30 protein-coding genes and 1 other RNA gene are annotated in these 26,163 nt (G+C 58.9%); 17 read left to right on the top strand and 14 right to left on the bottom strand.

The window, feature by feature from the left end:
• Positions 1–76 precede the first annotated feature (76 nt).
• The 3 genes from M5D89_RS13480 to ychF are packed head-to-tail and all read left to right on the top strand — an operon-like array spanning position 77 to position 2,368.
• Positions 77–691 (top strand): 50S ribosomal protein L25/general stress protein Ctc, encoded by a 615-nt coding sequence (locus tag M5D89_RS13480; RefSeq protein WP_248886311.1) that lies wholly within the window; start codon positions 77–79, stop codon positions 689–691.
• 6 nt (positions 692–697) lie between these two features.
• Positions 698–1,267 carry an aminoacyl-tRNA hydrolase gene (gene pth, locus M5D89_RS13475; RefSeq protein WP_248886310.1) on the top strand — a complete coding sequence of 190 codons (570 nt, stop codon included), beginning with the start codon at positions 698–700 and terminating at the stop codon, positions 1,265–1,267.
• A gap of 9 nt (positions 1,268–1,276) precedes the next feature.
• A complete protein-coding gene (gene ychF / locus M5D89_RS13470) occupies positions 1,277–2,368 on the top strand; it encodes a redox-regulated ATPase YchF (RefSeq protein WP_248886309.1) in 1,092 nt (363 codons plus the stop codon).
• Positions 2,369–2,382: 14 nt separating this feature from the next.
• Here ychF and M5D89_RS13465 read toward each other — a convergent pair whose 3' ends face one another.
• Positions 2,383–2,790 carry an RrF2 family transcriptional regulator gene (locus M5D89_RS13465; RefSeq protein WP_248886308.1) on the bottom strand — a complete coding sequence of 136 codons (408 nt, stop codon included), beginning with the start codon at positions 2,788–2,790 and terminating at the stop codon, positions 2,383–2,385.
• 86 nt (positions 2,791–2,876) lie between these two features.
• Positions 2,877–3,488, bottom strand: a complete 612-nt coding sequence (locus tag M5D89_RS13460) for a hypothetical protein (RefSeq protein WP_248886307.1) — start codon at positions 3,486–3,488, stop codon at positions 2,877–2,879.
• Between the two features lie 359 nt (positions 3,489–3,847).
• Between M5D89_RS13460 and M5D89_RS13455 the strand changes: the two genes are divergently transcribed.
• From M5D89_RS13455 to M5D89_RS13445, 3 genes are read left to right on the top strand one after another with little or no spacing between them, the layout of a single operon-like run.
• Positions 3,848–4,120 (top strand): hypothetical protein, encoded by a 273-nt coding sequence (locus M5D89_RS13455; RefSeq protein ID WP_248886306.1) that lies wholly within the window; start codon positions 3,848–3,850, stop codon positions 4,118–4,120.
• Positions 4,121–4,165: 45 nt separating this feature from the next.
• Positions 4,166–4,615, top strand: coding sequence for a YidB family protein (locus M5D89_RS13450; protein WP_431307176.1), 450 nt, complete (start codon positions 4,166–4,168; stop codon positions 4,613–4,615).
• A gap of 58 nt (positions 4,616–4,673) precedes the next feature.
• Entirely contained in the window at positions 4,674–4,934 is a 261-nt protein-coding gene (locus tag M5D89_RS13445; RefSeq protein WP_248886304.1) for a PsiF family protein, read from the top strand.
• A gap of 47 nt (positions 4,935–4,981) precedes the next feature.
• Here the strand turns inward: M5D89_RS13445 and M5D89_RS13440 are convergent, their stop codons facing one another.
• The 3 genes from M5D89_RS13440 to M5D89_RS13430 all read right to left on the bottom strand — a co-directional run bounded on the left by M5D89_RS13440 (position 4,982) and on the right by M5D89_RS13430 (position 6,759).
• Positions 4,982–5,539: an RNA pyrophosphohydrolase gene (locus M5D89_RS13440; RefSeq protein WP_248886303.1), complete on the bottom strand. Its 558-nt coding sequence runs from the start codon at positions 5,537–5,539 to the stop codon at positions 4,982–4,984.
• A gap of 67 nt (positions 5,540–5,606) precedes the next feature.
• Entirely contained in the window at positions 5,607–6,047 is a 441-nt protein-coding gene (locus tag M5D89_RS13435; protein ID WP_248886302.1) for an NUDIX hydrolase, read from the bottom strand.
• A 1-nt stretch (position 6,048) separates the two neighbouring features.
• Complete coding sequence (locus tag M5D89_RS13430) at positions 6,049–6,759, bottom strand: pseudouridine synthase (RefSeq protein WP_248886301.1); 711 nt, start codon at positions 6,757–6,759, stop codon at positions 6,049–6,051.
• 87 nt (positions 6,760–6,846) lie between these two features.
• On the opposite strand from M5D89_RS13430, the gene M5D89_RS13425 reads away from it, so the two are divergent.
• From M5D89_RS13425 to M5D89_RS13415, 3 genes are all read left to right on the top strand, one after another.
• On the top strand, positions 6,847–7,878 hold the full coding sequence (locus M5D89_RS13425) for an agmatine deiminase family protein (protein WP_248886300.1): 1,032 nt from the start codon (positions 6,847–6,849) through the stop codon (positions 7,876–7,878).
• 63 nt (positions 7,879–7,941) lie between these two features.
• Positions 7,942–8,775, top strand: a complete 834-nt coding sequence (lgt, locus tag M5D89_RS13420; protein ID WP_248886299.1) for a prolipoprotein diacylglyceryl transferase — start codon at positions 7,942–7,944, stop codon at positions 8,773–8,775.
• Entirely contained in the window at positions 8,762–10,750 is a 1,989-nt protein-coding gene (locus M5D89_RS13415; RefSeq protein ID WP_283103185.1) for a UvrD-helicase domain-containing protein, read from the top strand. The genes lgt and M5D89_RS13415 overlap by 14 nt, the downstream gene beginning before the upstream one ends.
• 56 nt (positions 10,751–10,806) lie before the next feature.
• Here the strand turns inward: M5D89_RS13415 and rpsT are convergent, their stop codons facing one another.
• Together rpsT and mrdA are read right to left on the bottom strand one after the other, a co-directional pair.
• Positions 10,807–11,085, bottom strand: coding sequence for a 30S ribosomal protein S20 (rpsT, locus tag M5D89_RS13410; protein ID WP_248886297.1), 279 nt, complete (start codon positions 11,083–11,085; stop codon positions 10,807–10,809).
• A gap of 77 nt (positions 11,086–11,162) precedes the next feature.
• The gene (gene mrdA, locus M5D89_RS13405; protein WP_248886296.1) at positions 11,163–13,001 is read right to left on the bottom strand and encodes a penicillin-binding protein 2; all 1,839 of its coding nucleotides are present in this window, start codon (positions 12,999–13,001) and stop codon (positions 11,163–11,165) included.
• Between the two features lie 71 nt (positions 13,002–13,072).
• Between mrdA and M5D89_RS13400 the strand changes: the two genes are divergently transcribed.
• From M5D89_RS13400 to M5D89_RS13380, 5 genes are all read left to right on the top strand, one after another.
• Entirely contained in the window at positions 13,073–13,318 is a 246-nt protein-coding gene (locus M5D89_RS13400; protein ID WP_248886295.1) for a hypothetical protein, read from the top strand.
• Positions 13,315–13,632, top strand: coding sequence for a cell division protein ZapA (locus tag M5D89_RS13395; RefSeq protein WP_248886294.1), 318 nt, complete (start codon positions 13,315–13,317; stop codon positions 13,630–13,632). Before M5D89_RS13400 ends, M5D89_RS13395 begins: the two co-directional genes overlap by 4 nt.
• 8 nt (positions 13,633–13,640) lie before the next feature.
• Positions 13,641–13,822, top strand: a non-coding RNA gene (gene ssrS / locus M5D89_RS13390) — 6S RNA.
• A gap of 2 nt (positions 13,823–13,824) precedes the next feature.
• The gene (locus M5D89_RS13385; protein ID WP_248886293.1) at positions 13,825–14,421 is read left to right on the top strand and encodes a 5-formyltetrahydrofolate cyclo-ligase; all 597 of its coding nucleotides are present in this window, start codon (positions 13,825–13,827) and stop codon (positions 14,419–14,421) included.
• Positions 14,418–15,212 carry a TIGR00282 family metallophosphoesterase gene (locus tag M5D89_RS13380; protein WP_248886292.1) on the top strand — a complete coding sequence of 265 codons (795 nt, stop codon included), beginning with the start codon at positions 14,418–14,420 and terminating at the stop codon, positions 15,210–15,212. Before M5D89_RS13385 ends, M5D89_RS13380 begins: the two co-directional genes overlap by 4 nt.
• On the opposite strand, the gene M5D89_RS13375 is transcribed toward M5D89_RS13380, so the two are convergent.
• From M5D89_RS13375 to M5D89_RS13365, 3 genes are read right to left on the bottom strand one after another with little or no spacing between them, the layout of a single operon-like run.
• Positions 15,197–17,029, bottom strand: a complete 1,833-nt coding sequence (locus M5D89_RS13375) for a M61 family metallopeptidase (RefSeq protein ID WP_248886291.1) — start codon at positions 17,027–17,029, stop codon at positions 15,197–15,199. The two genes, M5D89_RS13380 and M5D89_RS13375, sit on opposite strands and share 16 nt — an antisense overlap.
• Entirely contained in the window at positions 16,972–17,514 is a 543-nt protein-coding gene (locus M5D89_RS13370; RefSeq protein ID WP_248886290.1) for an isochorismatase family protein, read from the bottom strand. The genes M5D89_RS13375 and M5D89_RS13370 overlap by 58 nt, the downstream gene beginning before the upstream one ends.
• 2 nt (positions 17,515–17,516) lie before the next feature.
• Positions 17,517–18,167 (bottom strand): protein-L-isoaspartate O-methyltransferase family protein, encoded by a 651-nt coding sequence (locus M5D89_RS13365; protein ID WP_248886289.1) that lies wholly within the window; start codon positions 18,165–18,167, stop codon positions 17,517–17,519.
• 73 nt (positions 18,168–18,240) lie between these two features.
• On the opposite strand from M5D89_RS13365, the gene M5D89_RS13360 reads away from it, so the two are divergent.
• Positions 18,241–19,179 carry an MlaD family protein gene (locus M5D89_RS13360; RefSeq protein ID WP_248886288.1) on the top strand — a complete coding sequence of 313 codons (939 nt, stop codon included), beginning with the start codon at positions 18,241–18,243 and terminating at the stop codon, positions 19,177–19,179.
• Positions 19,176–19,814 carry an ABC-type transport auxiliary lipoprotein family protein gene (locus M5D89_RS13355; protein WP_248886287.1) on the top strand — a complete coding sequence of 213 codons (639 nt, stop codon included), beginning with the start codon at positions 19,176–19,178 and terminating at the stop codon, positions 19,812–19,814. Before M5D89_RS13360 ends, M5D89_RS13355 begins: the two co-directional genes overlap by 4 nt.
• Here M5D89_RS13355 and M5D89_RS13350 read toward each other — a convergent pair.
• Positions 19,807–20,259, bottom strand: coding sequence for a universal stress protein (locus tag M5D89_RS13350; protein WP_248886286.1), 453 nt, complete (start codon positions 20,257–20,259; stop codon positions 19,807–19,809). The two genes, M5D89_RS13355 and M5D89_RS13350, sit on opposite strands and share 8 nt — an antisense overlap.
• The gene (locus M5D89_RS13345) at positions 20,256–21,962 is read right to left on the bottom strand and encodes a proline--tRNA ligase (protein WP_248886285.1); all 1,707 of its coding nucleotides are present in this window, start codon (positions 21,960–21,962) and stop codon (positions 20,256–20,258) included. Before M5D89_RS13345 ends, M5D89_RS13350 begins: the two co-directional genes overlap by 4 nt.
• 523 nt (positions 21,963–22,485) lie before the next feature.
• On the opposite strand from M5D89_RS13345, the gene M5D89_RS13340 reads away from it, so the two are divergent.
• The gene (locus M5D89_RS13340) at positions 22,486–23,505 is read left to right on the top strand and encodes an SLAC1 family transporter (RefSeq protein WP_248886284.1); all 1,020 of its coding nucleotides are present in this window, start codon (positions 22,486–22,488) and stop codon (positions 23,503–23,505) included.
• A gap of 8 nt (positions 23,506–23,513) precedes the next feature.
• On the opposite strand, the gene M5D89_RS13335 is transcribed toward M5D89_RS13340, so the two are convergent.
• Both M5D89_RS13335 and M5D89_RS13330 read right to left on the bottom strand, forming a co-directional pair.
• On the bottom strand, positions 23,514–24,647 hold the full coding sequence (locus M5D89_RS13335; RefSeq protein WP_248886283.1) for an MFS transporter: 1,134 nt from the start codon (positions 24,645–24,647) through the stop codon (positions 23,514–23,516).
• Positions 24,644–26,161, bottom strand: coding sequence for a GMC family oxidoreductase (locus M5D89_RS13330; protein WP_248886282.1), 1,518 nt, complete (start codon positions 26,159–26,161; stop codon positions 24,644–24,646). Before M5D89_RS13330 ends, M5D89_RS13335 begins: the two co-directional genes overlap by 4 nt.
• Positions 26,162–26,163: the final 2 nt, after the last annotated feature.

The following is a 26,163-nucleotide window of genomic DNA, read 5'->3' as shown; positions in this document are numbered from 1 at the left end:
TCCGCCTCATTTAGGGGAGAAAGGCACGGTCGTCCCTCGCCCCGCTCGTGATAACGCAAGAGAAGGAGTAACAGTAATGACCGAAGCGAATTTTGTCCTTGCCGCCCAGGCGCGGAGTGAAGAGGGCCGCCGGCCCAGTCGTCGTATGCGGCGTTCAGGTCGTATCCCTGCGGTCCTCTATGGGGACGGTAAGCCGGCGGAGTCGATTAGTCTGGATGTCTTCGCCGCTTATAAGTTTCTTGGCAATGAGCAGGTCTACAGCAATGTGATCACGCTGGACCTCGACGGCCGCAAGGAAAGTGTCCTGATCCGTGATCTGCAGATGCATCCTTATAAGGACGAAATTCTGCACGTCGATTTCATGCGTGTGCATCAGGGCGAGTTGGTGACCCTGAATGTTCCGGTGCACTTGCTGAATGAGCACAGCGCGGTAGGCGTGAAGATGGGCGGTGGATTGCTGCATCGTGCGGTGACGGAAGTGGAGATTCAGGCGCCGGTGGGCAAGCTTCCCGAGGCCATCGAGGTGGACGTGGCTGAGCTGGGAGCTGGTGAGAGTATCCATCTTTCCAATCTGCAATTGCCAGCAGGTGTGGTCCTGGTCGCACTCAAACACGGCGACGACAAGGAAGTCGTATCCATCCACGCGCCGCATGGTCCGGCAGCCGATGAAGAAGAGAGTGCTGCTGAATAAGTTGCCATGGATTGGCTGATTGCTGGTCTGGGGAATCCTGGGCCGGACTATGCAAAAACCCGCCACAACGCGGGTTTTTGCTTTGTGCAGGAGCTGGCAAGTCGGTACCGCGCGTCCTGGCGCTTGGAGCGGCCCTGGAAGACGGAATTGGCGCGCATCCAGGAGCCCGGCAAGGATGTTCTTCTCTTGCAACCGCAGGACTTCATGAACCGTTCTGGCGGGCCAGTGCAATCCGTTGCGGCTTTCTATCGGATTCCTCCAGCACGCATTCTCATCGTCCACGACGAATTGGATCTGCCCGCTGGCGTCGCTCGTTTCAAGTGGGCGGGTGGTCATGGGGGCCATAATGGCCTGCGCGACCTGGATCGTGCCTTGGGGACGCGCGACTATTGGCGTCTTCGCATCGGTATCGGGCACCCCGGACACAAGGACCGGGTCGTGGATTATGTCCTCGCGCGTCCGACGGCGGGAGAAGAGGGGGATATCCACGCTGCCATCGAGCGCAGCCTGAGCGTTCTCGATGGCTTTCTTGCTGGACGGCAGGAAGCGGCCATGAAGACCCTACACAGTGAATAGGAGACTCCCATGAGTTTGGCTTGCGGTATCGTTGGTCTACCGAATGTCGGCAAATCTACGCTTTTCAATGCCATCACCAAAGCCGGAATTGCAGCGGAGAATTACCCTTTTTGCACCATCGAGCCCAATGTCGGCCTGGTGAGTGTGCCGGACCCGCGCTTGCAGTCCCTGGCGGAGATCGTCCACCCGCAGCGGATCGTGCCGGCGACGGTAGAGTTTGTCGACATTGCCGGTCTGGTTGCGGGAGCGGCGCAGGGGGAGGGACTGGGCAACCAATTTCTTGCCCACATCCGCGAAACCGACGCCATTGCCCTGGTGACGCGCTGTTTTGTCGATCCGAATGTCGTGCATGTGAATGGACAAGTCGATCCCATTGCCGATCTGGAAACCGTGCTGACAGAGTTGGTGCTCGCCGATCTCGCGACCCTGGAAAAGGCACAGGCTCGTGTGGGGCGACAGGCCAAGGGGGGGAACAAGGAAGCCGTCGCCGAACTCGCCGCCATGAACAAGCTGCAGCCGCATCTCAATGCGGGCAAGCCGGCGCAAAGCGCGGCGCTCTCCGGCGAGGAGCGGGGGCATCTACGCGGTCTGTTTTTGCTGACCTTGAAGCCTTTCATGGTCATCGCTAACGTGGCGGAAAACGAACTCGAAGATGGAGTCTGGCGTGCGCCTCTGGAGGCATGGGCCAGTGAGCGGGGGGCCAAAGTGGTCCCCGTTTGTGCGGCCATCGAGGCCGAGTTGGCGGAGCTGGAGCCGGAGGAGCAAAGCGCATTCTTGCAGGATCTGGGGCTCGAAGAGCCAGGCCTGCATCGCATTGTCCGCGCTGCCTACCAGCTATTGGGTCTGCAGACCTACTTTACCGCTGGGGAAAAGGAAGTGCGGGCGTGGACCATCCCCGTCGGTGCTACCGCGCCGCAAGCCGCCGGTGTCATCCACAGCGACTTTGAGCGAGGCTTTATTCGGGCACAGACCATCGCTTTTGGCGATTACATCCGCTATCGCGGCGAAACCGGCGCAAAAGAGGCGGGAAAATTGCGTGCCGAGGGTAAAGACTATATCGTCCAGGATGGTGACGTGTTGAATTTTCTGTTCAACGTCTAGCCGATTGATATTCCTCAGGAGGCTGATGGGATCAACTGCTCCAGACAGAATCCCTTGAGCAGGGTGTTTTGCTGGTCCAGAAGTTCCATCCACGCACTGTGCAAGGGGCAAGGATGGCGGTCTGAACACTCCTTCTGGCCTAAAACGCAACGCACCTGTTTCTCGGGATCGGTGCTAACCGCTTGTAATATATCATAAGCACTTAATTTCGCTGCTTCGGGGCGCAGTGCAAAGCCGCCTCCCTTGCCCTTTAGCGATTCGAGAACGCCGCGTTTGGCAAGGACGCGTAGAACGCTGGCTACGCAGGGTTCGGATACCCCGACCGCTTGGGCGATGTCTCGACAAAGAATAGGCACGCCAATTCCTTGTTCGGCAAGAAACAGCAGGCAACGCAGAGCACATTCGGTATTTTTATTGAACATATGGGTCGTTTCTGGCAGTTGTGCAACCTGGGGTGAAGTGGTCGCCCACTACACCCCGAGGCCAAGGAACAGGATACGGCTTGGAATCAATGTGCTGCAGCGGTGGCCGCTGGTTTTTTACCGCCAGTGCGCAGAACGTTCCGACGCATGGCCCAACTCATGCCCAGCATGGCGGCGGAGAAGGCTGCTGAAAACCCAATGACGATCCAGTTGTAGACGCTCGATCCCGCCTGGGGTGCCAAGGCAAAAATGACCTGTAGACAGACGGCCAAGGCCAGATAGGCGGAAGAACCGATGATCAGGACCAACTCCTTGTTTTGCACATTCCGAATGACCCAAATCCCCTCGAGCACTCCGACGATGGCAACCCAGGCAAAGATGGTGAGCAAGGTGAGTACCAGATTGCTGTGCGTGGCCAAGATGATTACCGCAATGCCAGCGGCAACGCCGACGATCGCCTTGATGGCAATCAACACCCGCGGGCAGGCTCCCGAACCTTTTTGCGCCAAGCGGATGGCAGAATATCCGCCATCAAAGAACACGTAGAGGGCAAAGAACCAGATGAGCAGGGTCATGGTGAGACTGAAGTCCAGCAGCGACGCAATGACGAAGGCCAATGCTGCTACACCCCGCGCAAAGAGCAACTGCCAAGAGAACAATGTCACGCGATTTTCTTGCCCAATACTTTGTGTATTCATAGGTAAACCTCCTTTTTCCCGTTCCGTCAAAGAATGCGCAAAAAGCATCCTTTCATCTGTTTTATAGTCAAATAAAAAGCCTAAGGCAAGCATTATTTTTTTATTTTCCTGATCGTTGCATAATTTATCTTATTGAAAGACGGTGGTTAATTATTAGTATTATTACATTAACAAAATCTTATATAAAGATATTTCTGAAGGAAAGCCTTGGGGTCCTGTCCTCTTCTTCGCAGGAACAAGGCGGAACCCTCTGAAATTCCTTCCCCTTTCTGTCGTCCTGTGCTAGGCTCTTGAGGTGGAAGTGGCCCAGCTATGGTCGCCCACGTCGACAAGCTAGGTTGGATTGATCAGGGAGCGTTATGCCCATCGTTGCACCGCAGTATGGTATCACCCCAGAGCGCAAGCGTGCCCGGGACTTGGAGTCGAGCCCCGAGCAGCGGGCTCCGCGTCGGGTTGTAGAGTCGGCACCTGCGGCAAATATTGAGCAGGGTGGTCGTCCGCAGTTCTGGTACCCGAAAGACCTTCCCATTCCCGACGAAGTTGCGCAGCCAGCTTCACCTCAGCCTGCACAGCGGTCCAGTGCGCGCACGGTGACGGTAGAAGTACGCAAACGCCGCAGCATCCAGCGCTGATTTATCTCTATATAAAACAGTAATGTAGAGAAAGTTCCGCTTGAGATCTTCCCGTGCCTTGGGGTATCTTTTTACCCACGAACAACGGGAGGGGAAATTATGGGCTTTCTGGACGATATCGTCTCAACGGGGATGTCTGCGCTGGGAGCAGAACATTCCGGTCTGTTCGGGTCGGCGATGCAGTTTGTGCAGAGCCAGCCGGGGGGCGTCAGCGGCTTGGTGCAGCAGTTGCAAAGCGGTGGTTTGGGAACGGTGGTCAGTTCCTGGATCTCCAATGGGGAAAATCAGCCCATCAGTGCAGAACAAATCGAGTCTGTGATTGGTAGTGACCGCATCCAAACGGTGGCGGACACCTTGGGTATTGACTCCCAAACTCTTGCCCAAGGGTTGAGCCAAGTCCTGCCAAAGCTCATCGACCAGCTTTCACCCAACGGGCAACTGCCGGATGAGGACACGATCCAGCAAAGTGTGCAGACGATGAAGGGGTTGTTGTAAAGGGTTGGCGGTGCCCTCCCCACCGCAGGTATAACGTACTACACCTTAGGAGAACACCATGTTGAAGAAACTGATCTTGTCTTCTGTTGCGCTATCTTTCCTGCTCTCCGGAGCGGTCTATGCGGAGACTGCTGCGCCGGCCACGCACGCGCCGATGAAGATGGAAAAGAAGGTAGAGAAAAAAGCAGAGAAAAAGGTTGAGCATCCACGCAAGCTCACCGCCCAACAGGAAAAAATGAAAACCTGTAACGTGCGCGCCAAGGGCATGAAGGGTGAGCAGCGGAAAAGCTTCATGAGCAGCTGTCTGAAAAAGAAGTAAGCTGACTGAGTTATGACGAAGGGGCGTAGGGTGATAGCCCGCCCCTTCTATGCGCTGTCCGTATTATGCCGTCGGCGTTGCGGATAGCGCCTGCCACGGCGGAAGGGCGCTCCGCTGCGCTCTGGTACAGGGAAAGGCGCTGGAGGAGCACCGATGAGTGGGGCAAGTTCTTGAAGCGCAAGGCAGTATACTCTGCGTTTGAAGGCGATGATCTCTTCGGCGGGGCGCCAGTAGTCTACCCACTGCCAGTCTTCAAATTCGGGGTGTTCGGTTTGTAGATTGATTTCTGCCTCGCTGCCTTCAAAACGCAGCAGGAACCAGATTTGCTTCTGTCCCCGGTAGCGCCGCTGTCTGCTCGGTTTACGTGCTCCGGGAACGTCATAGCGTAGCCAGCCGCGGGTGCGTCCAATGATGCAGACCTTATCGGTCCCCACCTCTTCCATGAGTTCGCGAAATACCGCCTGTTCAGGGCTTTCGTCGCCGTCAATCCCGCCTTGCGGAAATTGCCAAGCGTTTTCCCCCACCCTTTTGGCCCAAAGGACTTGATTGTGTTGATTGCAAATGATCATGCCCACGTTGGGGCGATAGCCGTCTGCGTCGATCATCGCTGCTTCTCGCTATGCTATTTTTTTCAATATAACAAAATGCTGGTCGCAGGTCAGCGGTGCTTTGTTAGAGCGAGCACAGGATGTCGAGGGAGAAGCGTTTGCCCGCCAGAAAATCCAGAATGCAGCGCTCTACCATCGCACTGCGTAGGGGTGCCGTTCGCATCTCCTCCAGGGAGAGCCAGCGCGGGCCAATGATGCCGGTATCCAAGGGCGCCTGGGGATCATGCTGCCCAGCGCGGCCAATGAACGCGATGCGCAGGTAGGTCAGGTCTTTGTGCGGGTGTTCCCAGTGATAAATGCCCAGCATGGACTCCGGGAAAAATTCGTAACCCGTTTCCTCTCGGGTTTCGCGCACTACTGCTTCGACGAGGCTTTCCCCTTTTTCCCAGTGGCCCGCGGGTTGGTTCAAACAGTTCTTGCCGTCAATCTGCTCCTCGACCAACAGAAAGCGCCCTTGGGTATCCTGGGCAATGGCGGCGACGGTGACGTGGGGACTCCATCTCATCTCAGGCCTCCTGATGAATCTCATCCTGACGCAAATAACGCCATTCTCCCGGCGCCAAGTCGCCCAGAACAAACGGTCCAAAGCCCTCGCGATGCAGGGATAGGACATGATTGCCGAGCGCCGCCATCATCCGGCGGACTTCATGATAACGCCCCTCGCGCAGGGTCAGGCGCAGCTCGTTTGCCCCGAATCTTTCCAACTGGGCAGGTTGACAGGGGATGTGCTCCCCTTCGAGGAGCAGGGTGCCGCTGGCTAGAATTTGCTCTGCGTCCGTGCGCAAGGGCTCTGCCAGCCGCACGCGATAGTGGCGGGGAATGGCATTGCGAGCGTGACTCCAGCGGTGTAGCCATTTTCCATCGTCGCTAAGCAAGAGCAAGCCGCTGGTATCCCGATCCAGACGGCCGGCGCTGCTGAAAACAGGACGCCGGTACCGCCAACGCATGGGGAAATCCTCGTAGATGCTGCGTGGATCATCATGGGCACAGACGCTGCCGAGGTCCTTGTGGTAGAGCACATAAAGGGGATCGGCTGGATCCAGATTCTCTCCGTCGATACGCAGCTTGCTGGGATCGACCTTGCTGCCAAAACGCAGAGGTTCCTTCTGCCCTTCTATACTGATCCGTCCTTCTCGTAACCAGGACCGTACTTCGGAGCGGCTGCAGTAGCCGAGGCGGGAGAGCAGGTGATCGAGGCGTTCTATTTCGGATGCCATTTTCAGAGTGTAGCCGGCCCAGAGCGGTGACGGAAGTGCGGTGAGGTCCTACAATGAGCAGCCTTGGGGTGATCTGGGAGAGTGCACATGGTGGACGGATTTTCGTTGCCGGCGGAATGGGAGGCGCAGGCCGCAGTGCAGTTGACCTGGCCGCATCCGGCAACCGATTGGGCGCCGCGTCTGGCGGAGGTCGTCCCGGTCTTTGCACAGATTGGCGCCGCGATCAGTCGCCGGGAAGACCTGCTCGTCGCAGTGCAGGATGAAGCCAGCGCGCGAGATTGCCAACGCGCGTTGCAGGCGGCGGGGGCTGATCTACGCCGTTGCCATCTCCAGCGAGCGCCCAGCAACGACTCCTGGGCGCGGGATCATGGTCCCATTACCCTGCGTCATCCCGATGGGCGCCGACGTCTCCTCGATTTTGCCTTCAATGCCTGGGGCCTGAAATTTGCTGCCGACCTCGACAATCAGCTCACGCGCAGATTGCATGCCGCGGGCGCGTACGGTGATCTGCCCCTGCAGACTCTGGGGATGGTGCTGGAGGGGGGCAGTATCGATAGCGATGGCCAGGGCACTTTATTGACTACGGACGCGTGTCTGCTCTCTCCGAATCGTAACCCGCAATGGACCCGGGAAGAGATCAGCGCACAGCTATGCGCCTTATTGGGGGTCGATCGCGTCTTTTGGTTGCAGTCTGGCTATCTGCAGGGGGACGATACCGATGCCCATGTCGATACCCTGGCACGGTTTTGCAAGCCGGATGTGATTGCCTACCAGTCTTGTGATGATCCCCTCGATGAGCATTTTGCGGCGCTACAGCAGATGGCGGCAGAGTTGGCAGGGTTCCCGCAGCCGGATGGAAGGCCCTATCACCTGGTGCCATTACCCTGGCCACAAGCACGTTTTGCCGAGGATGGCGACCGCTTGCCCCTCAGTTATGCGAATTTCTTGATCATCAACGATGCTGTGCTGTTACCCACGTACGACGATCCGGCAGATGAGGTTGCGGTGGATCGTCTTGCTGCGGTATTTCCGGAACGGGAGATCGTGCCGATTCCTTGTCTGGAACTTGCGCGCCAGCATGGTAGTCTGCATTGCGTAACGATGCAGATTCCCGCTTGACGCGTCTTATCTTATCGCACTGTTTTGGGCCGGCCAGCGTGGGCCAGCGCTGAGGATATTCACATGCTGCAGTACCCTGACATCAATCCTATTGGTTTTCAGCTCGGCCCCATTACCATTCATTGGTATGGCCTGCTGGAGATCATCAGTTTCATCATTGCCACCTTGTGGCTGATTCGACGGGGGCAGCGACCCCATACCCCATGGAAAAAGTCAGAGGTGGTCGACCTCGAATTTTACGTAGCGATTGGTGCCATCCTGGGTGGCCGCGTTGGCTATGTGCTCTGGTATAACATGCCATATTACACGCAACATCCGCTGCATATGCTCTTCATTTGGGATGGGGGCATGTCTTTTCATGGAGGATTGCTTGGCGTGGTCTTGGCGTGCTGGCTCTTTGCCAAGAGCAAGGTGGAGCATGCCTTCATGCCCACTTTGGACTTTATCGCCCCGGCGGTGCCCATCGGCCTGGGCTTGGGGCGTATTGCCAACTTCGTCAATGACCAGCTTTTTGGGCGGGTGAGCCATTTGCCCTGGGCCATGGTTTTCCCAGCGGGGGGACCGCAGCCGCGCCAGCCATCGCAGATCTATGAATTTCTCCTGGAGGGGGTCTTGTTGTTTATGATTCTGGCCCTCTACAGCCGGCGCCCGCGACCGATTGGCGCCGTAGGTGGCCTGTTCGTCTTTACTTACGGGGTTTTCCGATTTCTCGTGGAATTTGTGCGTCAGCCAGATATCCAGCTCGGCTTTGTACTGGGGCCGTTGACCATGGGCCAGATTTTGTCCATTCCCATGATCATCTTGGGGCCGGTCATTATCTGGTGGGCGTATCGCGGTGGTTTTTCCGAGCCCGACAGCCCCCGTGCGGTGATGGAGGCGCAGCCTGAGCAGTACTGATCTCAACGCGCCGCAGTGGGAGGCAGTGCGCCACGTGCATGGGCCACTGCTGGTGCTCGCCGGTGCTGGTTCGGGCAAGACCCGGGTGATCACGCAAAAAATCATCTATCTGATTCAGGAGGAACAGGTCGCGCCTCAGCACATCGCGGCGGTGACCTTTACCAACAAGGCAGCGCGCGAGATGAAGTCGCGCATTGGCCAGCGATTGGCAGGCCGATCGGGGCGTGGCTTGATGGTGTCTACTTTTCATCGCCTGGGCTTGCAAATCCTGCGCCGGGAATTGCCGCGTCTGGGCTACGGGCCCTCCTTTACAGTCATTGATCCCGGCGACAGTTTGGCTCTGCTGCGGGGGCTCTTGCGCGAGGGCAACGGCCCGGCGGACCTGGTGGAGGCTATCCAGGCGCGGATCTCGCGCTTCAAGAATGACGGGTTGCTGCCCGAAGAAGTGCGCAGCGAGGATCAAATTGGTGCCCTGGCGCAAGCACTGTATCCCGAGTACAGCAAGTCGCTGCATGCCTGCAACGCGGTGGATCTTGATGATCTTATCCTGCTGCCGACCCGGATCCTGGCCCAGGACGAAACTGCTCGCGCCTACTGGCAGGACCGGATTCGCTATCTTTTGGTGGATGAATATCAGGACAGTAACGGGGCGCAGTACCGTCTGTTGCAAGTGCTCCTGCAGCAACGACAAAATTTGACGGCAGTCGGCGACGATGACCAGAGCATCTACTCCTGGCGTGGCGCAGCTGCCGATAACCTACATCGTCTGGCGCAGGATTTCCCCACCCTGAAAGTCATCAAGCTGGAGCAGAACTATCGCTCCACCGCGCGCATTCTGCGGGCTGCCAATGCCGTCATTGCGCAGAATGAGCACCTCTTCGAAAAACGCTTGTGGTCCGAGTTGGGAGAGGGCGAGCGCATTCAGGTCCATGCTTGCGCCGATGAGAGTGACGAGGCGGAGCGTATCGCCAATGCCATCTTGCGCGATCGTTTTCAGCGTGATGGGGAATACCGCGACTATGCCATCCTCTATCGCAGCAATCATCAATCTCGCGCCCTGGAAGCGGCATTACGGGCGGCACGCATTCCCTATCAGGTGTCGGGCGGGATCTCGTTTTTCGAGCGCGCCGAAATCAAGGACTTTCTCGCGTATTGCCGCCTCATCCAGAATCCGGATGACGACCCCGCCTTGTTGCGTGCCGTGAATACCCCGCGCCGGGGTATTGGCAGCCAAAGTTTGGAGCGGCTAGGCCAGCTCGCGCGTGCCCAGGGCCAGTCCCTTTTTGCCAGCATCTTTGCCGAGGATCTCGATCTTCCGGCGCGTAGCCGTGCTGCCCTGGAAGAGTTTGCCAACTGGATCAATCAGAAGAATGACGAGCTGCAACGCAGCGATGATTTGCTTGCCGTATTGCAGGGCATTCCCGAAGAAATCGGCTACTGGCAATACCTGTTGGACGAGGGCGACGAACGCAGCGCGCGGCGTCGTTGGGAAAATCTACAGGAGCTCCTGGACTGGATGGGGCATCTGTTGGCGCAAGAGGAGGGGCCAAAGGACCTCGCCGAGTTGTTGCAGCGGCTGATGTTGTTCAACATGCTGGAACGCGAGGAAGAGGAAGACCGTGATGTACTGCGCCTTTCTACCCTGCATGCGGCCAAGGGCCTGGAGTTTCCGCAGGTGTTTCTGGTGGGCTTGGAAGAGGAGCTGTTGCCACACCGCAATAGCGAAAGCCCAGAGCAGATTGCCGAGGAACGGCGTCTCTTCTATGTGGGCATGACCCGCGCGCGCTTCCGCTTGCAGCTCAGTTTTTGTCACTCGCGCAAACGGTATGGCGAGACCCTGAATCCGGAGCCATCACGTTTCCTCGCGGAGATCCCGTCAGAGCTCCTGGATTGGCAGGCAACGGGCAAGGACGCCGACAGCCCCGCAGAGACGGAAGATGCCTTTGCCCGCCTGCGCGCGCTGCTCGATACCTAAAAAGCAAGAAGGCCAACCGCAGGGTTGGCCTTCTGATCTGCGCCGGCGAATACTGTTTAGGCGGAGGCCTGTTGCCCCATCGCTTTCACTCGCGCACTCAAACGGCTCTTGGTGCGTGCCGCGGCATTGCGGTGGATGATCCCCTTGCTGGCCGTCTTGTCGATCATCGACTCTGCGCTCTGCAGGGCGCTGCGTGCCTGTTCCTGGTTGCCATCGCGTACAGCGCGCAAAACGTGCTTGACGAAGGTGCGCATACGCGAATGAAGGCTGTCGTTATGCAACCGTTGTTTCTGGTTCTGAACTGCGCGCTTACGCGCTTGCGCTGAATTGGCCACGCTACTACTCCTCAAACTGTGCTACGCCCGACTTAAGGCGAAAGATCGGCGGATTCTGCGGATTTTTGTGCAGCCTGTCAAGGCATTTTGGGTCGTTCTGCGGAAGCCAGGGTAGTCTCTGGCTGCAGATACGCTGCAATCGTGGCTCGCGCCACGGGTAAGGCTTGCCAGGCATTGTGGCCACCATTTTCCACTACCACGGCGACGGCGATCTTGGGATGGTCGACGGGTGCCCAGCCAATGAACAGTGAGTCGTTGTTATAGATGGTGCGGCCGTGGGCATAGCCTTCTGGTACCTGGGCGGTGCCCGTTTTCCCCGCAATACTGATGCCCGGAATACTGATGCTATGGCAGGTGCCGGTGTTGACACACGCTTCCATGCCCAGACGCACGGCTTGCAGCGCCTTGGGGTCCAGATTGAGATTTTCTGCCGGCGGGCTGGGAATGTCCGTGCGTGCACCGGTGGCTGGGTTGATCCAGGCCTTGGCGACTTGTGGTTGCACCAGATAGCCACCGTTGGCAATGGCGGATACTGCCCGCGCCAGCTGCAAGGGCGTCACGAGCAGATATCCCTGGCCGATGCCGAGAATGACCGAGTCGCCGGTATACCAGGGAGCGTGGAGATGAGCGCGCTTCCAGGCGGGAGTGGGAACCAGGCCCGCTAGACCGCCCGGCAAATCGATCCCAGGTGCTTTGCCAAACCCGAAGCGCCAGAGGGTTTGATCCTGTAATTGGATGCCCATCTTGACCGCCAATTTGTAATAGAACACGTCCACCGACCAGGCCAGCGCCTTGGTGAGGTTGGTCTCGCCGAAGCCGTCGCGATTCCAGTCCCAGTAGGTATGCCCACCGAGCTGAAAGTTGCCGGGGCAAAAGGTTTGGTAATCCGGCGTGATGACACCGGACTGAATCGCCTGGATGGAGAAGAAAGGCTTGGCGCAGGAGCCCGGGGGATAGAGCCCATTGTCGGCACGATCGGTAAGAGGGCGCCCAGGGTTGTCGAGGAGGCTTTGCCAGTGTTTGCTGCTGATGCCATCCACAAACCAATTAGCGTCGAAGCTCGGACTGCTGACCATGGCCAGTACATGTCCGTTCGTTGGGTCCAGAGCGACGACGGCACCACGATAATTCTTGCTTTCCAGGGCGTTGGCAGCGGCTTCCTGAACCCGCAGGCGCAAGTGCGTGGCGAGGTTAGTGCCCGCCATAGGAGGCTGCTCCGAGAGGGTTCCTACCTGCAGTCCCTCGGCATCGATCTGTTTGATCTGATAGCCCATCTCGCCGCGCAATTGCTGTTCATAATGGCTTTCCAGGCCTGTCTTGCCAATGTAGTTACGACCGCGGTAGTTCTCGCTTTGGTGCCGCTGCAGATCCGCCGCCGTGATCGGTCCGACGTAGCCAACCACATGGGCAAAGAGGCCAGCATAGGGATAATGGCGATGCATCAAAGCCGTGACCCGCACGCCAGGAAGTTCTGCTGTGCGCACGGCGAGGGCGGCAACCTGTTGGGGACTGAGGTCGGTCTTGAGCACGATGGGATCGAAACTGGCCTTGGCCGCCTGACTTTTGTCAAACCGCTCCAGGTCGCCAGCGGAGAGGCCCAGCAATTTTTGCAGCCGCGCCAAGGTATCATCCAGATCGCTGGTTTGATCGGGGGTGACTTCCACTGCATAGGTTGGCTGATTCTCGGCCAGGACTTGTCCGTGATCCGCGAGAATCAGACCTCGTGCCGGATTCACGGGAACCAGGGCAACATGGTTATCGTGCGCCAGCTGGCGGAATTTCTGGTAGTGCAGCAGCTGCAGATCGAGCAGGCGGGCGACCACCACCAGCAAGAGCAAAAGAACCACGATGGCAGCAATGCCGAGGCGGTTACGAAAATTTTGCTTAGGGACGAGGGGGGGGGAGGTCTTTTTCATCAGGGTTATTCGATTTGCAAATGCCTAGCTCCCTTCGTACACTCGTTTTCACACTGCAGCCGGGGGTACGCGTGCGGGAATCTCGGGTCGAATCTCTCCTGGTCCAAATCGAAGACATGATACTCGATTATCATACCTTGCGTCGCCAGGCGCGAGGGGGAGCGCAGTGGGTCGAACTGGGTCGCCTACGGCGCGAGAAAGAACTCCTGGAAGCAGAAAATCTCCGCCTGCGGCAGCAGCAACACGAGATTCGCGAACGCCTGGATCGTCTGCTCGAGCAAATCTGCATCTGGGAACAAGAAGGATACCGACCATGAGTCAGGGCAGTGCTGCGAATGCGCGCGAAATCATCGCGGCAGAATTTCTCGGTCAATCTTATCAAATCTCCTGCTCTGCCGAGGAGCGTGATTTACTCGCGCAGGCCATGCTTACCCTGCAGGAGCGTTTGCAGACGGCAAAGATTCGGCAAATGGTGGGAGTACAGAGGGAGCGAGCCTTGCTCATGATCGCCCTGAACCTGGCTGCGGATCTGCATCGGAGTCAGGAGGAATTGCAACAGGGGCAGCGGGTTCTGGAGGGGATTGCCACGCGTCTGCAGCATCTGGTTGACATCGAACAGGGTGGAGAGTAGCTTGAGCTCACTCCCTGCGGGGTTCGTGGTGCCGGGATATTTCCTGAACCAACATTGTCTATCCAGGGGGCTTTGGCCTACCTCGTTGGTGTGCCGCTCCTTCGTGGAGTAGCCTGAAACGAGTCCCGAGCCTCCGACCTGGTCATCAGGTTCGTGGGATAGCGGGTACCACGGCCCAAGTGGGGAGTTTTTTTGTCAGCGTCAAAAATTGAAATCCGGCGTGCCATGCGTCAGCGTCGTGCCGCGCTGAGTTCAGCGGATTTGCGCCATGCGGAGCAGTCCTTGCTCCGGCAATTAAGAAAGTCTCCCCTACTGTATAAGGCCCGCTCCATTGGTCTGTATTGGCCGATGCGAGGTGAAATCAGTGCCCTGGCGATCCTGCAGTTGCCCTGGGCGCATCGACAGCAATTCTTTCTGCCGGTCTTGGCTGGGCCACATGCGAAGATGTTGCGTTTTGCCCCCCTGCGAGCGGGCGTTACTCTGCGAGACAATCGGTTGGGAATCCCCGAGCCCGATGTGGCACGTTGCCACTGGAAATCTGTAACCGACCTCGACCTACTGATTTTGCCCCTGGTGGCATTTGATGCGCGGGGACAGCGCTTGGGGATGGGCGGCGGTTTTTATGATCGCAGTCTGGTTCCGCTGCGTCACCGCCAGCATTGGCGCCGACCGCATTTGCTTGGGGTAGCCCATGCCTTCCAGGAACTGGGAGAATTGCCGGCAGAGCCGTGGGATGTGCCGTTGGATGGGATTGCTACGGAGCGCGAATTGCGGAGTTTTGTACGATGAAGGTGAGCATTTTCTTTGCCGGTGACGTGATGGGGGCGCCGGGCCGGCGGGCCTTGCAGGAGGGTTTGGTGCAACTGCGTGGCGAGCGCGGAGTGGATGCGGTAGTGGTCAATGGCGAGAACGCTGCCGGTGGTGCTGGTATCACGCGCAAGATCCTTGATGAATTCCTGGCTTGGGGGGTGGATGCCGTGACGGCAGGAAATCATGTCTGGGATCAGAAGGAGGCCATCAGCTTCATCGAGACCGAGCCCCGCTTGCTCCGTCCCTACAATGCTCCTCCGGGGACGCCTGGGCGCGGGGCTGTGGTGATAGAAAAAGAGGGCTGGCGCTTGGGCGTCCTCAACCTGATGGGGCGACTCTTCATGCACCCCCTCTATGACTGCCCGTTTCGCGCTGCCGATACGGCCATAGCGGCGGATCTGCAGGGCTGCGATGTCATTCTGGTCGATCTCCATGCCGAAGCGACCAGCGAGAAATATGCCCTGGCCTGGCACCTGGATGGGCGGGCGAGCGTGGCGGTGGGTAGCCATACTCATGTCCCAACGGCAGATGAGCGGATTCTGCCGGGGGGGATGGCGTACCAGAGCGATGCGGGCATGTGCGGTTGTTACGATTCGATCATTGGTGTGGATCGGGAGATTGCCAAACGCCGTTTCATCGACGCCATGCCAGCCAAGGCCCCGGTGGTAGACGGGGTGGCCAGTCTTTGTGGGTTGTTGGTTGAGGTGGATATGGAAAGCGGTAAGGCGCTGACAGTGGAGCGAATCCGCCGGGATTATCCCCTCGCCTGATCGGGGGTGCTGGTCAGCCAGGTTCGGCAGCATTGGCTTGCTTCAGCGTTGTCGCTGATGCGTAGATAGGCGGTGTCCTGTGGCGCTGGTGTGGGGAGGCAGTCGCACTCCCGTAGCCGGCCATCGCGCAGAAAATGCAGATGACGGACAATCCCCGGCGCCATGCGATCAAGCTGCGCCTGCAAGCGGTCTGCGATAATTTCCTCGCCATTGATCGCCAGTAGGCGGTCGCCAGGGCTGAGCCCCGCGACTTCGGCGGCGCTGCTGGCGCGCACGAAGGTGACTTCGGCACCCAAAGACGCCTTTTTCCAGCTCATGCCCAGATCAGCACGCCGACCGGTCAGCTCCGTGCCCCCTCGATCCTGCTCGTCGCGCGCAGCACGCCAGTGCAGTTCCACCCCGAGGAAGCGCAAGCATTCCTCCAGAGGCAACGGTTTGGGCTCGGCAATCCAGCATTCCAGTTCGCGCCTACCATCGTTGCCAAGAACTTGTTGCAGAATGGAAAAAATTTTTCCCTCCGGCAAGGGACGTTGCGCTGCCCCATATTCCTGCCAGAGGGTCCGCAGCAGTTGATCCAGACTCGAATCGTGCTGACGCAGGCGAACATCCAAGCATAGGGCGGCTAGTGCACCCTTGTTGTAGTAACTGATCTCGAAATTGGCGGAAGCGGAATGGGGATGGTAGAACTTGGTCCAGGCATCGGCACTGGATTCGGCAAGGCTCTGGCGTGCTTCTCCGGGACGACGGGCGAGGCGGGTGATCTCCTGACCGAGTTCTTCAAGGTACTCCGCCGAGCTCCAGAGCCCGGCCCGGCAGAGCAACAGGCTGTCGTAATAGGAAGTGATTCCCTCAAAGACCCAGAGATCGCGGCTGGGGATCTCGGCTTCCCAATAGCTCTCGCTCCAGGCAGCAGGACGGATACTCTGTACCAACCAGGAGTGAAAATACTCATGACTGGCCAAGCCGAGGAACTGGCGGTAGCCCTTGGCATCGCTACCATCGAGGTCACTGCGGCTGCAGAGGAGGGCCGAAGACGCGGCGTGTTCCAGGCCGCCATAGGCGTTCTGTCCGCCCAGGCAGAGAAAATGGTAACGCGAAAAGGGGCTCGCTCCCCAGAATTCTTGCTGATAGCTGCAGATCGTGCCGAGATCCTCTCCCAGACGGAGTAAGTCGGCGTCCGGATGCCCAAGCAAGGCGAGGTGATGGGGCAGATCTCCAGCCGGAAAATCGACGCGACTCAGCGGGCCGAACAGTACCGGGTGATTACAGAGATCGCGATAGTTCGGGGCCTGATAGCTTCCCCAGGCCCAGGGATTCGCAGCGAGCGGCTCCATGCTGGTGGCGAGTTGCCAGTCGCTAGGCCCGCGGAAGCATACCTCCTGCCTCTGTTCTTCTTGCCCCAGTACCCGCAGAAAGACGGCTGGCCCGTTGAAAAATCCACCGCTGTCATCGAGGTAAGCCGTGCGCACTGACTTGTCGAAGGCATAGACCTCGTAGTGAATGGTGATGGAGTGGCGACAGGGCGCGACGCGCCAGTGATCCTTGCGGAATTTTTCGACCGCTACGGGCTGTCCATCAGCCGAGACCCGGAGACTGACGAGGTGTCGCGCCAGATCGCGGATGGTATAGCTACCCGGGACCCAGGCCGGCAGAGCTAGGACTTGTCCATCGGGATCGGGATGATCGATGCGTAAGGTGACCGCGAAAAGGTGTTGCGCCGGTCGTAGCTGAATGTCGTAGTGCAGGTGCATTGCGTGGGTCAGCGCCAGGCAGGCGCAAGCTGGCGGAAACGGGGGTCGGCGGCATCGTTCATCCATTCGTAGAAGATCGACTCGGTACTGCTCAGGATGATTCCGGCCTGCTGCAGGCGGCTGAGACCCCATTCGTTCTGCTGTGGGTCACGGCTGGCCGTGGCGTCGATGGCAACCACGACATCCCAGCCATTGGCCTGCAGATCGAGGGCCGTCTGTAAGACACAAATGTGTGTTTCCACGCCCAGCAGGCAAATTTGCCGGCGCTCTACCTGTGCTCGTAAGGCATTACGGATGGCGGGGTTGGCGTAACAGGAAAACTCGGTTTTCTCTAGGGTTGTGGCAAATTCCAGGAACTCTGTATGCACCGGACCCAGACCCTTAGGATACTGGGCGGAGAGGAGAATGGGGACGTCCAGTGCGCGAGCGCTGGCAAGAAAGCGATGCGAAGCGCGCAGGAGTGATGTCCGCCCTTCGGGGTCGAGCATGGCCAGCAGCTTGTCTTGTAGGTCGATGGCCAATACCAGGCTGCGTGCCGATCGAATCCGCATGCTCAGAACTGAAATTTCTTACTGACCGCATGGCGCAGCGGTGGGATGTCGGTCTCGAAAAGATCCAGGCTGCGCGGGGTCCCATCGAGCGCGCGCTGATAGCGACGTACTTTCGTAAGCGGTGATTGGCCGAGGATGGCAAGCAATCGCCCGCCGGGTTTCAACTGCTCGAGGAAGGCTTTGGGCAGTTCCGGTAGCGCGCCAGTCAGAACAATGACGTCGAAGGGAGACGCGCCGGGCAAGCCAGCCGATCCATCAGCCGCATGAAATTGCACGTTGCTGATGCCGAGCATCTGTAGGCGCCCCTCTGCGGCGCGAACGAAGTCATCGCGATCATCGATGGTATGTACGCTTGCCCCCATGCGTGCCAACAAGGCAGTGAAGTACCCGCTGCCCGTGCCGACTTCGAGGATGTGGTCGTGGGGCTGTATTTCCAGTTCCTGCAGGACCCGCGCTTCCATTTTTGGAGTCCACATCCGTTCCCCGTTACCCAATGGCACCTCAAAGTCGGCGAAGGCCAGCTCCTGTAGGTGCGCAGGAACAAACTGTTCCCGCCTCAGCTCTTGCAGGATGCGCAATACTTCAGGGTCAAAGACGTCCCAGGTGCGAATCTGGGTGTCGATCATGGTTTGGCGCAAGGTGTCGAAGTGCATGGGAATCGTCCAAAATACCTGTTACATTTAGGCATGCCGACCACGGCAAGTCAATTTCCTTGGGGGATATCAGTTGGAAAGTCGGGCGCATGCGTTGATCGCCTTGCTCTTTGTCGCCGTTTTGGGCGCGGCACTGGCAATTGCCGGGATCTGGATGCATCACACGACACCCGCAGGAAAAATTTACAATGTCGTCTCACCCTTCAGTGTTACCGGTCTGACCGTGCAAGCGCCAGTGCGTTTCAAGGGGGTGCGGGTGGGTGAGGTGAAGTCGATTGGTTTCGATCCGAGAAACCCGCGCATGGTGCAGGTGCAGGTCAGCATCAATGCGAAGACTCCCATTACCAAGGCGACCTTTGCCGAGCTCGAGCCCCAGGGCGTAACTGGGCTGAGTTACCTGTCGCTGAGTGATGCGGGTACCGATTTCTCGCCCATTCCCCATGCGCCTGGCGCAGTGCCTGATATCCCCATGCATCCAAGTTTCATTCAAGTTTTGTCCCGTAGCGGCGAATCGCTGGTCAATCAGGGTAATGAGCTGGCTCTGCGCATGAACGATCTTCTCGATAAGCAGAATCGACAACATTTTACTGCGACCTTGCGGCATCTGGATCAGGCCAGTGCCGAGCTGGCTGAGCTCGAGGCCGCATTGCGCCCCACCTTGGTGCAGCTGCCCGCGACCATTGCCGCGACCCGTTCGACCATGGAGGACAGCCAGGTTCTCGTGCGCCACCTCGATGACTTGGCGCTCGCAGCGAAGGCGCCACTGCAGCGCCTGAATGGCACGAGCGCAGCGTTGCAGCAACTGGCCGACTCGGGGCAAGAGAGTGTGGCCATTTTAAACCATCAGACTCTCCCGCAACTGAATGCGCTGACGCATAATCTCCTGCAGAGCAGTCAGGCCCTTGGGGCATTGAGCGAGGATTTGCGACAAAATCCACAGTCCTTGCTGTATGGGCGCCAAGCACCACCGCCGGGACCCGGGCAGGCGGGCTTTGCCGGAGGAAAGTCATGAAGATTTTGCGGAAACTGCAGCCTGTTCTCCGCCTTGCCATCCTCGGTACCGTGACCCTGGGTCTATCGGCCTGCGCTAGCGCTCCTGCTTGGCAGCAACCCTATACTCTGAACCGTCCGGCGCCCACTACCGTAGCGACGGTGGCGCGAGCCGGCGTGCTGCGGCTGGAAGCTGTAACGGCGCCCAGTTGGCTGGGCGACGAGCAGCTTCTCTACCGTTTGCAGTATGCCAACCCTCTGGCCGTACGCCCCTATGACAACGCGCGCTGGGCGGCAGCGCCGGGACAGATGCTGGCCATGCTGCTCAGTGAGCGCTTGCGCCAGCAGGGTACTTGGCGCGCCGTGCTGGGGCCGAGCCAGGCGGGGCGCCCAGCCTTGTTGCTGCAGCTCGGGTTGCACGACTTTGTCGTCGATTACTCCAGTGCCAGTGCAGGTAAGGCGCAGGTTTCCTGTACTGCCACCCTGCTCGAGGCAAAAAGCTATACCGTTCTTGCCCAACGCAATTTTGCCAGCGATGCGCCCCTCCAGCGGGTTGGTCCGGAGGGCGGTGCCGCAGCCATGAATGTGGCTGCGCAACGCTTGGTCGGGGAAATTGCCGCCTGGGCGGCGCAATACAGTCCTTCCGGCGCTAGTTGATTTTTTGCGGTGTTTTGACCACCAGCACCGGGCAATGGGCGTGGTGCACGACGGCGGTCGCGACGGAACCCAAAAGAAGCCGGCCAATGCTTCCTTGGTCCTGGCTCCCGAGGATGATGAGGTCATGCTCATGCTCGGCAGCATAAGCGCAAATATGCCGACCGATTCCCCCGGACTTTTCCAACAGCACGCTTTGGCTGGGTATGCCTATGGATTGTTGCAAGGTTTCCAGGCGCTCCTGGGCGAGGATGCGCAGGCGTTGCACCATCTCCAGAGAACTGGGCAGTAACTCTTCTGGCAACTGCAGGTCCATGATCTGGGTATCGAAGACATGCAGGAGGGTCAATTCTGCGTTATGGAGGCGGGCTTCGGACTCCGCTTGCGCCAGTACCTTCTCTGCCATCGCGCTGAAGTCGACCGCAACAAGAATTTTTTGGTAGTTCATGCGCGTTCTCCTGCCAACGCGTTGAGCACTTCATCCGCACTCAACAGGCGATTTTCGCTTTCCCGGCGTCTGCGATATTCCCAGAGATTTTGCGCCAGGGTCTTTTCGCTGATGACCAGACGATGGGGTAGGCCAATGAGATCCATGGTGGCAAATTGCACCCCGGGACGCTCGTCGCGATCGTCGAGCAAAACCTGCAGCCCCCGCTGCTCGAGTTGTTTCATCATTGCTTCTGCCGCCGCCAGTACGGCTGGAGATTTTTTTGCTTGGATGGCGACGATGCCGACGTCGAAAGGAGCCATGGCAGCTGGCCAGCAGATGCCACGTTCATCGAAATTCTGCTCCACGGCAGCGGCAACGATGCGCGACACGCCGATGCCATAGCAGCCCATGAAGACGATTTGCTCCTTTCCCTCTTCGTTGAGTACGCGCACGCCCAGCTTCTCGCTATAGCGCGTCCCGAGCTGAAAGACATGTCCTACTTCAATCCCGCGGCGAATGCCCAGGCGCCCTGCTTGGCAGTGGGGGCAGGCATCGCCCGCCTGCACGTTACGCAGGTCGGCAACTGGGGGGCGGGGTAGGTCGCGATCCCAGTTGAGATTCAACCAGTGCAGGTCGGCGGTATTGGCACCGGTGCTGAAATTGCGCAAGGTCAGGACATTCTGATCAGCCAGGATGGGTAACTCGGCGGGAAGATCCTTGGGACCCAGAAAGCCGAAGGGCACTCCCAGGATCGTATGCGCTTCCTCGGCGCTGGCCATGCGCAGGCTATCGACCTCGAGGGCGCGCGCCGCCTTGACCAGATTCAGCTCGTCGTCGCCGCGCAACAGCAAGAGCACAGGCTTGTCTGCGGCGATGACGAGAAGGCTCTTCACCACTTGCGCCGGTGTGATTCCCAGCAGCGTTGCCTGTTCTTGCACGGTGTGGATGCCCGGGGTGCGCCGTTGCTCGGCGGGCAGCATCTCCGGCTGTTCCGCATCAGCGGGACGGCTGTGGGCGAGCTCGAGGTTGGCGGCATAGGAACAGGCCGAACAATGCACGATGGCATCCTCGCCGGAATCCGCGAGCACATGAAACTCATGGGAGGCCTTGCCACCGATGGCGCCGTTGTCCGCATCGACGGCACGAAACTCCAGCCCCAGGCGGGTAAATACGCGGGTGTAGGCATCATACATTTCCTGATAAGTATCGCGCAGGGATTCCTGATCGATATGAAACGAATAGGCATCCTTCATGAGGAATTCGCGCGCCCGCATGAGACCAAAGCGAGGGCGGATCTCGTCCCGGAATTTGGTTTGAATTTGATACAGATTGATCGGGAGCTGGCGGTAGGAGCGAATTTCTCGGCGCGCCAGATCACTGATGACTTCCTCGTGGGTAGGACCAAGGCAGAAATCACGCTGATGGCGGTCCTGCAGACGCAGTAGTTCGGGACCATACATCTCCCAGCGCCCTGACTCTTGCCAAAGCTCCGCCGGTTGCACCACCGGCATCAGGATCTCCTGCGCACCCGCGCGCTCCATTTCTTCGCGCACAATTGTCTCCACCCGCCGCAGCACCCGCAAGCCAAGGGGGAGCCAGGTATATAGCCCCGATGCCAGACGGCGGATGAAACCGCCGCGCAGCAGCAGCTGATGGCTGATGAGTTCCGCTTCCGCAGGCGTTTCCTTGAGAGTCGGAAGAAAAAATTGACTGGCGCGCATAGACCATCCACGAGCAAAGAAAGATCGCTCAGTGTAGGCAAAGTCCGAGGGGGACAAAAGAGGGGGAGAGAACCCGAATTCCGCGAATGCGCAGTTCCGGCGCAGGAATCCCGCGCCGGAGGTGTTCAATAGGACAGTGGGGGTAAAAAGGGCATTCAAGGGGCCAGATATTGGAGCGTAGCGTAACCGCGCGTGCGAATATCCGCGAAGTCTGCCGCGCAGGTGGCGGCCACCTTCAAGACCCAGATGCCCGCATGACGGATGACCCGACCCGGTACTTGAGGGAACCTCGAACAACCACCGTTTTTGACGAACATTGGCGTAAATTGGATGACTTCAGCTGGGCTGCAGCACGCTTGTCAGCGATCCTCCAGCCCCTGATGGAGCAGATGCAGCAGTCAGGACTCGCCCTGGAGCAGGAGGCCGTCTGGCTGCCTGTCTAAGTCAGGCGCGAGGGCAATTTTCGGAGAATGAGCACATGCGGACTTTATCTACCGTCGCTCATCTATGTTATGAATAGACGATGGCGAATCACCAATTGCTGCGTCAGGGTATGCCGTATGCTGTGATCATGGCGACCGCGGGGGTGGCCACGGTAGCGGTGCTATATGATTTAGCGATCCTTGCGGAGATATTGGCCGCAGTTGCCGGTTTGTTGGTGGTTGCCATTCCGGTGGCCGGTGGCTGGCGCCATCGACAACTATTCAGTGCGGGCTGGTCGAACTGGATCGCCATTGGCCCGGCAGAGGAACATGTCGGTATCCACACCGTCCCTCTGGGACTGGCGGTCTTGGGTTCTGCCTTGGCCGTGTTGGGGCATCAGCAAATGGTTCCGGTTTTGCTGAGCCTCGCGGCAGCGCTTATGGCGCTCGCCTGGCTGTTGACCGGGGTTTGCTTGGCGCGATTCCTCTGTTCTTTGCATCGCTTCGGCATCCCTTGGCAAAAGCTGAGTGGTGCTTGGTTTCTCGTGCCAGCGGCAATGCTCGGGGCAAGCGTGACGACCAGCGACGTTGCTGCCTCGACGCAATCCGCGTGGAACCTACTGGTTTGTGCCGGCGCTATACTGGGTTGGGTCGCGTATCTGATCGTTGGGGCAGGGGCTATTTGGCGGGTATATCGCTTCGGTTTGGGTGGCGTAGCGCAGGCACCCTGGTGGATTGCCATGGGTTGTGCGGGCTTCGCTGCCTTGGCTTTAGGTCGTGCGGCACAGTGGCAGGCTCTGGACGGAGATCCGCGCCATTTTTTGTTGGGGCTGATGGCTCTCACAGAGCTATTGGCGGTTCTTCTGCTCTTTCCGATTTTATTTTTGAGCGCGCGCTTTTTGCTTTTACAGTGCCGCTTTCGCAATCCAGCCGCGTGGCCACCCACCTTCTCCACCTCTGTTTTTGCCCTGAGTGCTCTGCAGTCGGCTGCGTTGCTACATTTTCCTGCCTTGCACGAACTGGGGGCTGTTGCGGGATGGCTAGCATTGGTATTCTGGATCGCTACTGCGGCATGGCAAAGCCGGCTCTTTCTGCAGCAACGAAAGCACGCATCATGTTGATCCGAAGATCAGGATCGGCTGTTTCGCCAAGCGAGCCAAAACAGAGGAATCGCCCACAGCGCCGAAAAGCTGTAAATTTGATCGAGAGAGACTACGCTTTGTAATGGACCCAGCCCGGTCGAGCCAATGCCCTCTCCCACCATCAACGCGCCGACCATCAGACCAGCCATTTGTGTACCTTCTTCACCATGTCTTGCAACGCCAAAGGCCATGCTATAGGGATAGTAAATGCCGCACGCCGCACCTGCCAGGGTAAAAAAAAGCAACAATTCGCTGGCGCTGCGGAGTTGCGGGATGATGAGAAAACAGGCCGCCATTCCGATGGGCGCCACCCGATAGGTCCATCGTCTGGATAGCCAGCGGTCTGGTAGAGAGCCAAACGCTAGGCGGGCGATGGTCATGCCGCCCCAGAATAGCGACAGAGCAGCGGCGCCCGTCGCTTTGGCGAGATGATGATCGACACTGACCAGAATATTGGCCCAGCTTCCAAAGCTGCCTTCGCAAATGGCATAGATCAGTACTGCCAAGGCAAATGGGATCATGGAAACTTTCCATGCTCGCAGGCCACCCAATTCCCGCTCTTGGTCGGGTTCTTGCGCCTGTGGCAAGAACCAGGTGCATAGCCACAGCACCAGCAGCAGCGCTGGCCACAGCACCCAGGTGAGCCATGCAGCAGACCAATGCAAGAACATCGGAGAAATTGAGGTCGCGCCACCAATCACGGCATTCAGGATAGTGACGGCGGCAGTAGCACTGCCGGCAAAGAGCAACGTCGAGGCGCGATTGATGGCGGCATTGGTTAGGCCAAAGCCAATCCCAAGCAAAAACGTTTCCGCCAAGAGAAGAATAACAAGAAATTCTTGGGTACTGAAAAACGCGAGTACGAGGAGACCCATGGCGATGGCATTGCTCAGTACGCCAAGCCGAAACAGACCACGTCCAGCCAAGCGCTTATGGATACTCCCGGCGGCCAGGGCGGCGATGACCGCACCAATGATCTCTGGAAAATACAGCAAGCCGTAGGTGCCGTTGCTGAGGTTGTAAGGGTGGCTACGCAGAATGCTGCCGAGCGCGGGAATCAATACAAAAGCGGCACCCTGCAAGAATCCCGCCGTAAAGACCGCTGTGCTTCCCGTTTTCATTGCCCGCTCGCGAATTGCACTCGGAGGCTTTCGGCTACGCGTATGGCATTGGCGATGATGGTCAGGGAGGGGTTGACGGCGCTGATGGAGGGCATGAAGCTGGCGTCTACCACGTAGAGATTGTCCAGGTCATGGGCCTTGCAGAGGGGGTCGAGGACGCTGTCCTGCGGATCGGTGCCAAAGCGGCAGGTGCCCACCTGATGGGCTGTGGCGGAGATGTCCATGGCTTGGAAGAACACGAAAGGGAAGCCCGCGCCTTGCAAGATACAGCGCCATTTCTCGCAGAGGCGGCGATGGGTCTCCCGATTATTGGGCTGCCAACGCAGGCGGATTTGCCCCTCGTCACTGAGGGTCACGCGGTTTTCCGGGTCGGGGAGATCTTCCGTAGTCAGCCACCAGTCCACTGAGTGGCTCGCCGCCCAGGCGGTCATGGGGATTGGCCAGCGCGGTCGTTGGGCATGCAAAAGCGCTGGTGTCACCTTTCCCAGTCCCTGAATATGGCCCAGGGGGTGGGGGTAGTCGGGATCACCCGAGTCCTCATAAAAGTCATTCAGGGCCAGGGTCTTTTGAAAGACGCTGCGATTCTCCCGCTGGGGCTGGATGGCCATGCAGGCACTATTGAGGTGGCACATATAGTTGCGTCCAACCTGGTCACTGCGATTGGCAAGGCCATTGGGGAAGGCCTCGCTGCGGGAGGCCAGCAGGATTGCGGCACTGTTGATGGCGCCGGCAGAGAGCACGACTACCCGTGCGGTAAAGCGACCGCTGTCGGTCTCTACCCCGCTTACCCGCTGACCATCCTCGGCCAGTAGAATCCGCCGCACCCGCTCATTGCAGCGCAGTTGGACGTTGGGTAACTGGAGGGCTGGCCGTACCCCACACAGCTCCGCGTCCCCCTTGGCGTGGACCATGCACGGAAAACCATCGCAGGTAGGGCAGCGCACGCAAGGGCTGTGGGCGGGGTCATTGTCCAGGCGATGCAGGGCCAACGGCAGCGGAAAAGGGTGTAGACCCTGCTCCCGTAAGGCCTGCTCTACCCGGGCGATGTCCGCATCGTGGGGGAAGGGCGGGAAGGGATAGGCGTCGCGTGGCCCCTCGGTGGGATCGGCCCCGGCCTGCCCGTGGGTAAAGTACCAGTCCTCGGCTTGGGCGTAGTGGGGCGCCAGATCGCCATAGGCAATGGGCCAGGCCGGGGTGGCGCCATCGGGGTAGCGCCGGGGCTGGAAGTCACCGGGCCGACGGCGCAGGACGGCAGCACCATAGAACTTGGTGTTCCCCCCCACGTGGTAGCCAGTGACCGGATGGAACGGCGCACTGGCCTCGGTATCGAACCATTCTTCGTCCGTATGGTAGCGAAAACTGGCGAAGACCGTTTGGGGATCCCAGTTGCCCCATTCCCGGGGCAAATAGTCACCCCGTTCCAGGATCAGGATGCGTAACCCACTGTCGGCCAGGGCGCGGGCGAGGGTGCCCCCGCCGGCACCACTGCCCACGATCAGGACATCGGCGTCCATGA

The sequence above is a fragment of the Acidithiobacillus acidisediminis genome (genome assembly GCF_023277115.1).
Lineage (GTDB): Bacteria > Pseudomonadota > Gammaproteobacteria > Acidithiobacillales > Acidithiobacillaceae > Igneacidithiobacillus > Igneacidithiobacillus acidisediminis.
The sequence above is the reverse complement of the archived record's forward strand: the minus strand, read 5'-3'. Positions and strand labels throughout refer to the sequence as shown.

What these genes read in the sequence shown, in the direction of transcription:
- M5D89_RS13480 (WP_248886311.1), top strand. Translation starts at nt 77, where the DNA reads ATGACCGAAGCGAATTTTGTCCTTGCCGCCCAGGCGCGGAGTGAAGAG.
- pth (WP_248886310.1), top strand. Translation starts at nt 698, where the DNA reads ATGGATTGGCTGATTGCTGGTCTGGGGAATCCTGGGCCGGACTATGCA.
- ychF (WP_248886309.1), top strand. Translation starts at nt 1,277, where the DNA reads ATGAGTTTGGCTTGCGGTATCGTTGGTCTACCGAATGTCGGCAAATCT.
- M5D89_RS13465 (WP_248886308.1), bottom strand. Translation starts at nt 2,790, where the DNA reads ATGTTCAATAAAAATACCGAATGTGCTCTGCGTTGCCTGCTGTTTCTT.
- M5D89_RS13460 (WP_248886307.1), bottom strand. Translation starts at nt 3,488, where the DNA reads ATGAATACACAAAGTATTGGGCAAGAAAATCGCGTGACATTGTTCTCT.
- M5D89_RS13455 (WP_248886306.1), top strand. Translation starts at nt 3,848, where the DNA reads ATGCCCATCGTTGCACCGCAGTATGGTATCACCCCAGAGCGCAAGCGT.
- M5D89_RS13445 (WP_248886304.1), top strand. Translation starts at nt 4,674, where the DNA reads ATGTTGAAGAAACTGATCTTGTCTTCTGTTGCGCTATCTTTCCTGCTC.
- M5D89_RS13440 (WP_248886303.1), bottom strand. Translation starts at nt 5,539, where the DNA reads ATGATCGACGCAGACGGCTATCGCCCCAACGTGGGCATGATCATTTGC.
- M5D89_RS13435 (WP_248886302.1), bottom strand. Translation starts at nt 6,047, where the DNA reads ATGAGATGGAGTCCCCACGTCACCGTCGCCGCCATTGCCCAGGATACC.
- M5D89_RS13430 (WP_248886301.1), bottom strand. Translation starts at nt 6,759, where the DNA reads ATGGCATCCGAAATAGAACGCCTCGATCACCTGCTCTCCCGCCTCGGC.
- M5D89_RS13425 (WP_248886300.1), top strand. Translation starts at nt 6,847, where the DNA reads ATGGTGGACGGATTTTCGTTGCCGGCGGAATGGGAGGCGCAGGCCGCA.
- lgt (WP_248886299.1), top strand. Translation starts at nt 7,942, where the DNA reads ATGCTGCAGTACCCTGACATCAATCCTATTGGTTTTCAGCTCGGCCCC.
- mrdA (WP_248886296.1), bottom strand. Translation starts at nt 13,001, where the DNA reads ATGAAAAAGACCTCCCCCCCCCTCGTCCCTAAGCAAAATTTTCGTAAC.
- M5D89_RS13395 (WP_248886294.1), top strand. Translation starts at nt 13,315, where the DNA reads ATGAGTCAGGGCAGTGCTGCGAATGCGCGCGAAATCATCGCGGCAGAA.
- M5D89_RS13380 (WP_248886292.1), top strand. Translation starts at nt 14,418, where the DNA reads ATGAAGGTGAGCATTTTCTTTGCCGGTGACGTGATGGGGGCGCCGGGC.
- M5D89_RS13375 (WP_248886291.1), bottom strand. Translation starts at nt 17,029, where the DNA reads ATGGATGAACGATGCCGCCGACCCCCGTTTCCGCCAGCTTGCGCCTGC.
- M5D89_RS13370 (WP_248886290.1), bottom strand. Translation starts at nt 17,514, where the DNA reads ATGCGGATTCGATCGGCACGCAGCCTGGTATTGGCCATCGACCTACAA.
- M5D89_RS13365 (WP_248886289.1), bottom strand. Translation starts at nt 18,167, where the DNA reads ATGCACTTCGACACCTTGCGCCAAACCATGATCGACACCCAGATTCGC.
- M5D89_RS13355 (WP_248886287.1), top strand. Translation starts at nt 19,176, where the DNA reads ATGAAGATTTTGCGGAAACTGCAGCCTGTTCTCCGCCTTGCCATCCTC.
- M5D89_RS13350 (WP_248886286.1), bottom strand. Translation starts at nt 20,259, where the DNA reads ATGAACTACCAAAAAATTCTTGTTGCGGTCGACTTCAGCGCGATGGCA.
- M5D89_RS13345 (WP_248886285.1), bottom strand. Translation starts at nt 21,962, where the DNA reads ATGCGCGCCAGTCAATTTTTTCTTCCGACTCTCAAGGAAACGCCTGCG.
- M5D89_RS13340 (WP_248886284.1), top strand. Translation starts at nt 22,486, where the DNA reads ATGGCGAATCACCAATTGCTGCGTCAGGGTATGCCGTATGCTGTGATC.
- M5D89_RS13335 (WP_248886283.1), bottom strand. Translation starts at nt 24,647, where the DNA reads ATGAAAACGGGAAGCACAGCGGTCTTTACGGCGGGATTCTTGCAGGGT.
- M5D89_RS13330 (WP_248886282.1), bottom strand. Translation starts at nt 26,161, where the DNA reads ATGGACGCCGATGTCCTGATCGTGGGCAGTGGTGCCGGCGGGGGCACC.